The organism is Nitrospirota bacterium, assembly GCA_016212215.1.
Lineage (GTDB): Bacteria > Nitrospirota > 9FT-COMBO-42-15 > HDB-SIOI813 > HDB-SIOI813 > JACRGV01.
Window position 1 is genome coordinate 1 of record JACRGV010000011.1, and the last position, 12421, is coordinate 12421.

Below are 12421 nucleotides of genomic sequence, written 5' to 3' on the forward strand. Positions count from 1 at the left end.
CCTTCAAACTGATTATAAAAGGCACGCTTTACATCTTCAGGCGATTTTGTATCAGGGTCATTAAATTCAATAATCTGAAATACTGTGTATGGTTTTTTACTACCTCTCCTCTTTTTCTCATTCAGGAAGCTGATAATATTGTTTAATGTTTTATCAAAATTTGCCTTCACCCGGATGGATTCATATACCTCTTTTTCATATCCATCAAATGAGATGCTGATCATATCCAGTCCAGCATCCAGAATATCCTCCGCTGTTTTCTTACTCAACATAGTGGCATTTGTATGCAGGCAGACCTTTATCCCACGGTCAGTTGCATAAGAAATCATAGAGGCTATATCTTTATGTAAAAGAGACTCCCCGCCAAGGAAGAGATTAATATCAAAAATATAATTGTGGACATCATCAATAATCTTTTTAAAAAGACCAAGCTCCATATACCCCTTTGTATCCTTAGGAGTCTTGACATTCGGGCACATGACACATTCAAGATTACAGTAATTTGTAGGTTCAATCCAAAGAATATAGGGTGGATAATTCAGTATTGTTTGCTTTCTTTTATAAGAATAAACAGAATGGATTATCCTCTTATAGCGTTCAATCCGGCTTCTGATTTCAATCACCTCTTTATAGTTGAAGTAATACTATTCAACACCCTTTTCCCGATTGCCTCAACAGAAAAGTTATTCTCAAAATATTTATATCCATTAGCCCCAATATGTTCTCTTAGATTAGCATCATTCTTGAGTTCTGTGATACCTCTTGCGAGATCATCAGGGTCACCCGGCCTGCACAAAAAGGCATTCTCCTTATGTTTTAGAATGCCCTCGGTTGCAACCGTATTTCCGGTAATAAGCGATCTGCCCATTTGCAGACAGTTGTAGACTTTACAAGGTATAACCCTTAATGCCTTTTCCGTCTTGCCGAATATACCGAGGCAAATGTCAGCTCGCTGGATATATTTAATTAGTTCCTTTTCTTCGACGAATCTATCTATAAAATTTATGTTCTTTAATTCAAGGTCAGACGCAAGTTGTTTCATTGCCGGCAGGAGCTGTCCTGTGCCTATCATGGTAAAGACTATTTCAACTTTACTCGAATATGACCCCATCCCCACCCTATCCCTCCCCTTGAAGGGGAGGGAAATCTCCTCTCCCTCAGGGAGAGGATTAAGGTGAGGGTGGGGTTTTTCATCCTGCAATATCTTAGCAGCATGGATGATAACATCTACTCCGTGAAGAGGTATGTAGGAGCCGAAGTAGAGGATTTCAAATTTATCTTTGCCATTCCCCCCCCCTCCTGACCTCCCCCCGCAAGGGGGGGAGGAATTTGCTTGGTAAGAGGATAAAGCCGACCCAACCGGCACTGCAAAGAACTTCCCTGCAGGCAGGCCAAACTCTTTTACAAAATATTCAATATGTGCCTGAGTATCCAACAGGACTGCGTCTGCCAGTCTGCATGACCATGTATCAAGAAACCGCAGTAATTTTGCCTTGAATGAACCCTGACGGACAATGCGTCTGTCCATTACTGCGGTATCGTAGAGTGACAGGAAGGCATCAAAGATGAGAGGTTTTCTTCTGAAGAGATTTAAGACCTTTGCAAGAAATATATCTATATGACCGGCATAGCCGACAATGATTGCATCGTAATGGCCAACACGCATGAATTTGCTTATTAGTTTTGAATAGGCAAGCAAAAGCCTGTACAACATCTTAACGATTCCACTACCGGCCTTTACCCCTTCTAACTTTTGTGATGTATCCTTCCAGAAATCCTCATGACATTCAACAACATCTACACCATTTTTACGCAGTCCATCAATAATCACCCTGTTCCTCGGATACCCCTCTTCCATTGAGTAGGTGCCGAAATAACATATACGCAACATTCCTTTGTTCATCGTCTTATTTATTGTGCATAATAGATTTTTACTTAATTAACTTGTTTGCCTATTTCCCTGTTTATCCTGTATAAGGCAATATATACTTCACCTGTTTTAGGACTCTGTAGCCCTCCGATATATGATAATTCAGGCGGTACTTGTTTAGGGTAAAATAAGAATCGGAGTTCAGGTCTTCTTTCATACTCAAATTCCCTTTCAAGGACAATATAATCCACTGACTTTTCCTTTGCCAGTTGAAGCATTTCAATATACGTAGCAGGCGTATTAAACCATATCGCATCAGCATAATAGGGCATAAAAGGTTTTCTTGACATAACCCTTAGCGGATGAGGTAGTTCTTTCTTCATCCATAGCCCGACTGTTTCTCTTACATACTTATCATCTATTTTTCCCATGAAATGTAATTTCACCGGAAACAGGATAAGGTGTAAGGTAAAGGAAAGCAGGACCAAAACGATCATTGCAGGAACCAATATCTTCCTTGTCTCTTGGGATTTAATCAAATCTCCAATCCGTAAAATCCCGGCGGAAACAATAATCAATAACAATGGAAACACAGGTGACAGATACCTTATCCGCTCATCTATCATAGGAGACAGAGGTTGCACAAGCAGTGCGCTAAAATAGACTACTATTACTGAAACTAAATAGAGCACCTTCCACCTGAATAATAAACCGGCAATTACAAATATGGTGCCGATTGTAAGCATAGCAAGTAAAGCTAATGAATAATTTTGAAGGTTTAATAATATTTTCTTCACCAGTCTTAATAAAGCACTCTCTTTCACAGCACCTTTTTTTATGTTTTCCCAACCTGCAGGAGTTGCAGCGCCTTCATAAGCTATTGTACCTTTTATACTTCCATAGGAACCGGCAATGGTCCAGTAACCGTAGAATGAGTGTAATTTAACCAGATAAAGTCCTGTTACAAGTATAAAACCTATTGAAAAAACTATTACAGGAACTAATGCATCTTTCCAATTCATGCCGGTTTTATTATCAGCAGGTTTTCTCACACTGAAATAATGGATTAACATCCAAATCCCGAGAACCGGTATGACAACAATACCGACAACTCTCGTCATATATGACAGACCAATTAATCCACCGGAAACTAAAATAAATAGCAACTTCTTATTTTCAATACCATAAAGGCATCCGGCAATCCCTGATATAAATAGTGTGATAAATAGAGATTCCGTCAGCATAGACGTTGACCAGTTAATTAGGATAGGGCTGAAGAATACAAATGCAGTGCTGACCCATGCAGCCTTTTCATTGTAAACAGTTTTGGCAATATAGAATACTGGAATTATCAGAATGGCCCCTGACAGAATAGAAACCAGCACTCCAGCTTTCTCAATATTTCCGGTGAATAATGAGAAAAATGCAATAACCAAAGAATAAAGTGGCGGCAGAATAGTATTATTACCCCCGGCAAAATCAAAAAATAACCTCCCGTTTAGTATGGATTTTGCGAAGGAAAGATATAACGCTGAATCAGGATATGTAACAAATACGCTGGCAGTTGATATGCGAACTATAAAAGATAAAAATGTTATTATCCCAAGGATAATCCACTTCAGCTTTGTATCAGAAATATTCTTCATTTTTCTCCAAGCCTCTTTATCTCTGTCTCAAGTATCGCCACATGCTGTGCCAGGTCTTTCACATGGTTGTGCAGGCTTGAAATCTTGGTTGCATAATAAAGATTTATTACCATAAAAAAGATACCGCCGAACAGAAAGAGTGTTGTTGTAGGAAGTACCGCACCAATTGCCCTTGTTATAAGGTTCAGCAAGTCATACCATACTGCAAGCACTATTACACCGGCCCCTGTTAGAAGCCATAGCCATGAAAATTCCTCCCGTAACTTACGCCTCCTTACAAGGTCAATAATAACGATAAAAAGTAAAACACTAATGCTTATGGCAAATATCTTTTGGTGAAGCGGCATGCTTAATCTCCTCCCTCCGTACAACACGTCTGACAAATTTATCTCTTCTCAAAAGCGTAACGAACATGGATAGAAACATCTTAAAAACATAATACATAGGTTTTATTATTCCGCTATGCATAGAAGTGCCTTCCAGCCTGTTATGCATAACTACAGAAACCTCTTTTACACGCAAACCGGCCCTGTAAAGCATAATGATCACATCTGCATCAGGATAATCAACCGGATAGTATTTACTCGAATAAAAACGGAGGGCATCCCTGTTCAACGCCTGAAATCCTGAAGTCGGATCCGACACAGTCATGCCTGTAACTATTGATGCAATCTTTCCAAATAACCCTATCCCTATCTTACGTACTATTGGAGATTTATAAACGTTTTTATCATCAAGAAATCTGGAACCTATTACCACATCCACTTCCTCTTTTCTTATTTCATTCAGTAATAACCTGATTGATTCAGGGTCATGCTGTCCATCGGCATCCATCTGGATCGCATATCTGTACCTCTTCATAAGTGCATACTTGAAGCCGGTTTGCAGTGCAGCGCCATAACCCATATTAAAAGGCAGACGTAATGCTATAGCACCCGAATCTTCTGCAACTCTTGCTGTACGATCAAGAGAACCGTCATCAACCACAAGAATATCAATATCAGAAACTTTAGTCTTGATATTTCTTATTAGAGGTTCTATATTCTTTTCTTCATTATAAGCGGGGATTACTATGATAACTTCTTTTAGAGGCATTTATGATCCCAAATTTGCAGACAACACTTCTGTCAAACAACTCCTTTTATCTATTTAACTTCACCCAAAAATCCTTTCCGGCGGGGTAAGAAAACCCCGCCTATCCACGCATAGATTGAGGATAGGCGGGACATTCTTGTCCCGCTGATTTTTACTAACCCTCCCCTTGAAGGGGAGGGGAATTTCCTCTCCCTCAGGGAGAGGATTAAGGTGAGGGTGGGGTTTTTCGTTGTCCTGATTCATTTAAATTCATCATACAATAATAATGATTTTTTTTCACCTTCCAACGCAGCTCATAAGGCCATACCCAATCCGTATCTTCATCCTGTACATCCAGTTCCCCATAAGAATATTCTTCCTGCCTTTTGCATAACGGCGGCAGAGCCGGTGAACTTCGTTAAGGGACTTATTTAATTCGCCGCCTGTTTTAGAACCGGAATAGAAACGAAATGATGCAAGGTATTCGTTGATTATGAAAGGCTCTGCTTTCGCACCCATTCTAAGCCACAAATCATAGTCCATCGTGTAGTGCAGGTTTTCATCTAACAGCCCAACCTCATTAAGGAATGATTTTCTGAACCATACTGCCGGTTGGGAAATAAAATCTTCAACAAGAAGCCTGTCATAACTATACCTTCCAAGCCACTTATTCTTATATCCGGTAACTGCCTTTCGTATCTCCATGCCATCTTCATCTATAATTCGGCACCTGCCCGCTATCCACTGACAATCCTCATTGTTGGAGAAAACTGAGACTATCTTTTGCAATGCCCCATCTTCATACAAATCATCAGAATTGAGCCATCCGATTATATCGCCCTTTGCCTTATTAAACCCTTTATTTATTGCATGAGACTGACCACGGTCTTTCTCAGAAACCCAGTCTATCCTGCCGTTGTATCTTTTCAATATATCTAAAGTACCATCCGCTGACCCGCCGTCTATAATCAGATGTTCAATCTCAAAAGCACCTTTCTGATTCAGGACACTCTGAATCGTCTGCTCTATGTATTTGCCCTGATTAAAAGATGGGGTGATGACGGAAAGTTTCATTGTTCTATATTAGGATTTGAATTTTGTATCAGCCATTGCCACAAAGAAACATATCTTATCCTTTTTTCTTCTATCTTCTCTTCACCTTCGTAATCTTCTGTAATAATTAATCCTTCATCTAATTTAAACTCTTTCATCGCCTTGCTCAACGATTGAATTTCTCTTTTTCGGGTTTCATGATGGTTCATATCCCAGCAAACCTGTATCAGTTGTTTTACTGCTAAATCTCTTTTTATAACAAAATCTACTTCTCTATGAGTGTTATCTTTCCAGTAAAATATCTCAATATCCTTGTCTGTTTCCTGCAGCCTTTTTAACTCCAGTAAAACAATATTTTCTGCAAGCCTGCCCAGATTCTGACTGAATCTAAAACCGGCTGTATTTGCTAAACCGGTATCAATAGCATAGACCTTTTTGGGACTTTTTTCCTGTTGCTTTATTTTAAATGAAAATCTTTTGAGAAAAAACAACATGTACGCAGTCTCAAAATATTCGGAGAATTTTTCTACCGTATCTGCGGAAACATCCAAAAACTTTTCTATAGAATTAAACGTCACAGGAGAAGATATATTGCTGAAATAAAACTTTGCAAGGCCCTTTAATTTCTCAGTTTTCCTGATCTTGAATCTTCTGATCAGGTCTTTATTTAAGATATCTTCAAAGTAGTTCAACAATATCTGTTTCTTTTCTCCTGCAAGCACAACCTCAGGAAAGGAACCTAATTCAAGATAGCTTCTGAATAATCTCATTATTTCTAACTTGTTATGCACAACATCAAGTTTATCGTTGAAAGCCACGTCATTGAAATCGAGATACTCACTAAATGAGAGCGGAAAGACTGTTATGTCGAGATGCCTGCCTGTAAGCAATGTTGATAATTCTCTGCTCAAAAGCCTTGCATTTGAACCTGAGACAATTACATTTGCCTTACCCAATTCATGGATCATCCTCACCCATTTTTCCCAACCTTCAATCTCCTGAACCTCATCAAGAAATATATACGGTTTTCTCTTAGGATTAAGAAATTCCAGATACGTTTCATATATATCCTGGAGTGTTTTTGTATTTAGTTCCTCAAACCTAGGATCATCAAAATTTACCATCAAAATCTCTTTTTCAGACACCCCATCAGCAATCAGAGATTTTGCCGACTGCCTCATAATATAAGATTTTCCGCTTCTCCTTGCACCCGTAATTACTACAATCTGGTTGGTCTTCAGGAACTGTTGAATTCGATTTCGATAAGATGACCTTTCTTTACCGACATTCAACTTACCTTTCCAGAAATTCCAATCATTGAGTATTGTTATTATCTCATTTTTGTTCATTAGTTTTAATTATATTAGGGATAAATCATTAATTTTACCTAATATAATAGGTTTTATCGTTCTGAGTGTCAAGGTAAAGTAAAGCAGGTTAATGCTTTAAGTACCACTCATAGGTCTTATTAATTCCATCCTTTAAGCTTATCTTTGGTTCCCATCCGAGTGATTTGATCTTTGATATGTCAAGGAGTTTTCGTGGAGTGCCGTCAGGCTTTGATAAGTCATGCTCTATCCTGCCGTCAAAACCAACAACATCTCTTATAATGCCGGCAAGTTCTTTTATCTTTATATCCTCTCCCATCCCTATATTAACAAGCTCTCCTGTGTCTTTATAATCATAATTCTCCATCAGATAGACGCAGGCATCGGCGAGGTCATCAACATATAGGAACTCACGGTACGGTTCGCCGCTGCCCCATAAGACGACAGAATCCTTTGTGATGCCGAGGTGTTTAAGGATGTCTTCGATGAATTCAACCGAAAATAAACCCCATCCCCACCCCCCGATTACTACTTCGGGGGCAGGCTCTAACCCTCCCCCATTAAGTATCGGGGAGGGAATAAACTTAGCACCCTCTCCCTCAGGGAGAGGGTCAGGGTGAGGGTGGGGTTTTCCAATCCCAAAACCAAGCGGATACGTCTTCATATCATTCATTAATCCCTCAATATCCCCATTCCTCAACAGCTTTGCAAGATGGAATTTTCTAATTAATGCAGGCAGGACGTGTGATGTCTCGAGATTAAAATTATCTTGAGGGCCATAAAGGTTAGTGGGCATCACTGATAAATAGTTTGTCCCATATTGCTCATTGTAATACCTGCAAAGTTTTATGGCTGTAATCTTCGCAATTGCATAAGGTTCATTGGTTGATTCCAGAGGGCCTATAAGTAAATGCTCCTCTTTCAAAGGCTGAGGTGCAAGTTTAGGATATATACAGGATGAACCAAGGTTTAAAAGCTTACTCACCCCATTCTTATATGCGGCATTGATAACATTTAAGGCAATCGCCGTATTATCATAAATAAATTCCGCCTTATAAGTATTATTCGCAAGTATCCCTCCGACCTTAGCGGCTGAAAGATACATCTGCTCAGGCTTCTCCTCTTCAAAGAATGTCTCCGTATCAGCCTGATTTCTTAAGTCAAGCTCTTTACTCGTCCTGCAAACAATTTCAGTTCCATCCCTCTCATTCAATTTCCTGAGAATGGCAGAACCAACAAGACCCCTGTGTCCGGCAACATAAATCTTCATAATATTTCCTTTATCTATATGTGTGTATATACTCTTGAGAAGTATGCCTTCTTTTTCAGATGCCTTTATTAATCTTTTTGTGAAACCTTTCCTGCTTATAATCGCAAAAAGGAAGGTGTTTTCTCATATCTCCATTGTCTTCAGGATAGAAAAATATGTGGTTGTCTCTGATACCTTTTCTGAAAGGTTGGCATCATTTAAATATTCTGATAAAGAATCCTGAAGCCTCCTGATTAATTCAGTCTCCATCTGCCTGTCAGCAAGAAAATAGAGTCCTGGTTTTCCTCTTAAGAACTCCTTAATAAGCGTGGTCTTACCAACCCTCCTCCTGCCATATATGACTATAAAGCCCGCACCATTTCTACTATATTCAGTCTCAATGGCATCAATATCTGATTTCCTGTTTATAAATTTGTTCATCGGTTTTATTTTATCATAATTAGAAACCGCTTTATATTCAATAACTCAGTTGGATCATTTATGGGAATAGTAACAGCCGTTCAGAGTAGTCTTACCGCACCGCCTTGGGCCATAAACAATAATTACTTTGCTGGGTTGGAGTAACTTTATTAGATTTTCTAATTGCTTTTGAGGAATATACATCTTCAAATAAATATTGTCACTTGATTGACTATATTATATATAATTCAGTCAATTAAGGCACCCAATACTTCAACTTTTTTCATTTCTCAATCTCCATTTTTAAAACCCCTAACACCATATCCTGATACTGTTCAGCAAAAGCAAGCCTTCTCTTTGGTAAATCTTCTTTCGCACGGTTCATACGTTTCCGGTCTTCCTCAATACTATTCTCATTTGCCCATAAACTCCACATCTTCTCAGCGAGGTCTTTGGGATCTTTGGGATCGAAGAATATGCCGCCAGGCGGATTCTGTTCTCTGTGCACTTCTATGTCAGAGAGCATAATTTGCTTTCCCATAGACTTGGCCTCTTCAACTGTAGTGCTCCACCCTTCAAAAAAGGAGGGATTAATCAATGAAATGGAATAACGCATCAGAGCTATCACATCAGCACGTGGTACAAGACCCAGCATCCTGAAATTTTCTTTGAGATTATTCTGTTCAATATAGGTACAGAGCGATTTGATAAGATCCGGCTGTCTGTAGTCATTAGCATTTCCGGTTGAAAATACAAGGACATCCCGCCCCGTCTTTTTCAAGATATGGAGGGCCTCAATAACCACACGATGGTTCTTGTGCCCCCAGAACTGATTTGGTACATAGAAAAAAGGACCTTTAAATTTATAGCTATCCTCTAAATCCTCTAATGGCGGTATATCAGTCTTGCTGTTAAGACCTGCCACAAATTGAAGGACGCTGGACTTATTTACACAATCAGGGGCAAAATCGGCAAGGTCTTTTCTTGCATCATAACTGCTGAGGATCAGCCCTGTACATCGCCTGCATATATTTTTATAATGCCAGTTACGGGATTTAATCTCATTATCACTGAAAACATCTTTTAGATGTAAGTGTTGAAAATCAGGGATCCAGCCAAGTGAAGGGATTCTTGCATGAGTCCCCAGAAAGCCTGAATGAGACAATAAGGATACGTTATGTTTTCGTAAGAGCCGCTCCAATAAGATATCATAACCGAAATTGTTTCTTGTAATATATCTTGATGCCCAAAGCAAAAGAGAGGTATCAAAAAGGCTTGACAGAATGACCCTGAGGAATGAACCCCTGACGGAAGGGTTATCATCATTACCTGACTTTGCAAACAATATATCCCTTATCTGCCAGATATTATCAGGGACATCCAGCAGGCTTGACTTCACCACCTCTACCGCCGGAAAATCCCTGAACATCTTCATATCCGTCTTTAATCCGACAAATACGACAGGCTCAATCTTTCTGTCAGGTAACAGATATATTGCATTGAATAAATTAGAAAAATAATTTACCCCGCCCAGCCACCCTTCATTTAATTGATCAAATACAAAACCTACTCGTATCATGGTATAAACATTTGTAAAGAACTATTAAACATTGAAACGCCCATGAGCGGGGCGCTCACAAGGGGGATGAAAATATGGCGGTTCAATCTTGTCATTCCCGAAGTTTTTTATCGGGAATCTGATTTGTAAGCCATTTCCCCGATAGAGACCTTCGGGGATAACAGAAAAGGATTTTCGGTTGAACTCCCATGAACCGAAGGTTCACAAAGGGCAATGAAAACCCCACCCCCACCCGGACCCTCTCCCTGAGATAGAGGGTGCTTAGTTTTTATCCCCTCCCCTTCAAGGGGAGGGTTAGGGTGGGGATGGGGTTGATTTTCGGATGAATAATTTCTGTAGATATATCATCACTATTCAGGTTGCTCGCTTACTTCTTTTATTTTAGAAATAACTTCCTCTATAGATGGTTTATCGCAGGGTATATGACCTTCCGGATATTCAACTGGATGATAGTGCCATTCTTTTAAATTATCATATCCGAATATTCTTTGACCATTCTCAATCAATGCAAAATCCATCCTTTCATTTCTGGCATTATAACGCACAGCTATAAAGAGTTTTTCACCTATATGAATATTAGCTTTAAAGGATCGCGGCGTATTTAATAGGATTTCAAACCTGTATCCAGAAAAATACTTTTCTATAGAGTTATTTATATCTGAAAGGAAGTCATCAACATTGTATATACTCATTTCTTTTTCACACCTTTGAGTCTGGTCAGCGCTGATAAAAGTTCTTTTTTCTCCATTCCTAACATCTCCCAGTCCATAAAATCACTTTCTACTTCATAGCTGTGTTTGTCTTGTATCTTATCTTCATCCCAATTTCTTTCAAATTCATAAAATGGAAGCCCGTATTTCTCCTCAAATTTTAATATTTCGTTATTAAATTTCGCAAGCCTGCTCTCAATTGCAGAAAAAAGTATATCGTCTATCTTTTCCCTCAAGATAACTTCCCCAAAAGACTCTACAAGTGCATTATATAAATCTTTATCTATTTCCAATATATTAGGCATAATTACCCTCCTCAGGTCGAATTATATCATTTCTTTTTTTGCACCCTACCTCACTATTGATAATTAAAGTGTTGATAAACTCTTGAGCATTCTTTGAACCGGCGGTGTGGTATATAATAATATTTGTGTCAATCAGGTATTCACTTACAGGCATCCCGTTCCCAGCTTTCCCTTAGTATTCGTGTTTCCTCTTCAACATTTATATCTTTATATATACCTGAGGTATCTGCAACAATCTTTTTTAATTCAATTTCCGAAGCAGTTTCTTCCATCTCATCATAAATTAGATGAACCTTAATTCTTTTACATGGTAATTTCTTGTCAATATATTTTATCTGCCCATCTTCGATAATTGCTTCAGCTATTTTGTGTCCCACAGTTCCTTCTCCCTTTATAAAGTTTTCGTTATAATATCATATATCATGGAATATTAAGAAAACTACAATATTTAATTTAAACCCAGAACAAGTTATTTTTTATCTCCGTTTCTGTAAGAGTAAATAGAAATTACGTTTAAATGTCTCATTGAATGATATCTGTTTAGAAAGTATGATACCAAAATTTCCTTTTGGTTGAAGATAATTGCATAATAGTGATCAATCAATGAATCCCTTATTCTTTCATAAGTTAGTATATTCTTCCAGAGTTAATGTGTAAGCTTAACTTCCTGAAAATCTTTTCCATCTCGCTCTTTTTCATTTGGTCTCTATTACTTCTTCTAAATATTCAAGCCATTTTTTCGGTAATATACCAAGACCGTCCTTGTCTTCCCTCAGATCCTCATAAATATTCACAATCTACTGACACAAACTATTGATTGCCTCAAACTCTGTATCTGCATAAGCAAATGCCTCTATATCATCAAATGATGCTACAGTTATATTTTCCCCTCGTTCTATCGTGATATAAATGGGCTTTTTAAAAATATACTTTGAATGTTTTAATGTATTTAATGGAATTATTTTAAAATGTCCTTCTATTGTATTAATCAATTTCTTAGAAAGGATTCTATATTGTTCATCCGGAAATCAACCCCATCCCCACCCTAACCCTCCCCTTGAAGGGGAGGGGATAAAAACTAAGCACCCTCTCCCTCAGGGAGAGTGTCCGGGTGAGGGTGGGGTTGTTTCATCCTGAGCCTCATTTTCATGTACCTTTGTGAGCCGAAGGCTTATGAGGGTTCATTC

General features: G+C 38.6%; 14 protein-coding genes. All 14 read right to left on the reverse strand.

The window, feature by feature from the left end; genetic code table 11:
* A partial coding sequence (locus HZA08_01435) for a radical SAM protein (protein MBI5192084.1) occupies positions 1–623 on the reverse strand: 623 nt, incomplete at its 3' end.
* On the reverse strand, positions 620–1903 hold the full coding sequence (locus tag HZA08_01440; protein ID MBI5192085.1) for a glycosyltransferase: 1284 nt from the start codon (positions 1901–1903) through the stop codon (positions 620–622). The genes HZA08_01440 and HZA08_01435, both read right to left, overlap by 4 nt.
* A gap of 32 nt (positions 1904–1935) precedes the next feature.
* Positions 1936–3516 (reverse strand): glycosyltransferase family 39 protein, encoded by a 1581-nt coding sequence (locus tag HZA08_01445; GenBank protein ID MBI5192086.1) that lies wholly within the window; start codon positions 3514–3516, stop codon positions 1936–1938.
* On the reverse strand, positions 3513–3863 hold the full coding sequence (locus HZA08_01450; protein MBI5192087.1) for a DUF2304 domain-containing protein: 351 nt from the start codon (positions 3861–3863) through the stop codon (positions 3513–3515). Before HZA08_01450 ends, HZA08_01445 begins: the two co-directional genes overlap by 4 nt.
* Positions 3826–4611 carry a glycosyltransferase family 2 protein gene (locus tag HZA08_01455; GenBank protein ID MBI5192088.1) on the reverse strand — a complete coding sequence of 262 codons (786 nt, stop codon included), beginning with the start codon at positions 4609–4611 and terminating at the stop codon, positions 3826–3828. Before HZA08_01455 ends, HZA08_01450 begins: the two co-directional genes overlap by 38 nt.
* A 60-nt stretch (positions 4612–4671) precedes the next feature.
* Positions 4672–4854, reverse strand: a complete 183-nt coding sequence (locus HZA08_01460; GenBank protein MBI5192089.1) for a hypothetical protein — start codon at positions 4852–4854, stop codon at positions 4672–4674.
* 33 nt (positions 4855–4887) lie between these two features.
* Entirely contained in the window at positions 4888–5664 is a 777-nt protein-coding gene (locus HZA08_01465) for a glycosyltransferase (GenBank protein MBI5192090.1), read from the reverse strand.
* Entirely contained in the window at positions 5661–6992 is a 1332-nt protein-coding gene (locus HZA08_01470) for an ATP-binding protein (GenBank protein MBI5192091.1), read from the reverse strand. The genes HZA08_01465 and HZA08_01470 overlap by 4 nt, the downstream gene beginning before the upstream one ends.
* Before the next feature lie 88 nt (positions 6993–7080).
* Positions 7081–8241 (reverse strand): GDP-L-fucose synthase, encoded by a 1161-nt coding sequence (locus HZA08_01475; GenBank protein MBI5192092.1) that lies wholly within the window; start codon positions 8239–8241, stop codon positions 7081–7083.
* Between the two features lie 123 nt (positions 8242–8364).
* Positions 8365–8661, reverse strand: coding sequence for an ATP-binding protein (locus tag HZA08_01480; protein ID MBI5192093.1), 297 nt, complete (start codon positions 8659–8661; stop codon positions 8365–8367).
* A 262-nt stretch (positions 8662–8923) separates the two neighbouring features.
* Positions 8924–10219: a glycosyltransferase family 4 protein gene (locus HZA08_01485; protein ID MBI5192094.1), complete on the reverse strand. Its 1296-nt coding sequence runs from the start codon at positions 10217–10219 to the stop codon at positions 8924–8926.
* A 350-nt stretch (positions 10220–10569) separates the two neighbouring features.
* Positions 10570–10911 carry a hypothetical protein gene (locus HZA08_01490; protein MBI5192095.1) on the reverse strand — a complete coding sequence of 114 codons (342 nt, stop codon included), beginning with the start codon at positions 10909–10911 and terminating at the stop codon, positions 10570–10572.
* A complete protein-coding gene (locus tag HZA08_01495; GenBank protein MBI5192096.1) occupies positions 10908–11234 on the reverse strand; it encodes a hypothetical protein in 327 nt (108 codons plus the stop codon). Before HZA08_01495 ends, HZA08_01490 begins: the two co-directional genes overlap by 4 nt.
* A 140-nt stretch (positions 11235–11374) precedes the next feature.
* Positions 11375–11611, reverse strand: coding sequence for a hypothetical protein (locus HZA08_01500; GenBank protein MBI5192097.1), 237 nt, complete (start codon positions 11609–11611; stop codon positions 11375–11377).
* Between the last annotated feature and the right edge of the window lie 810 nt (positions 11612–12421).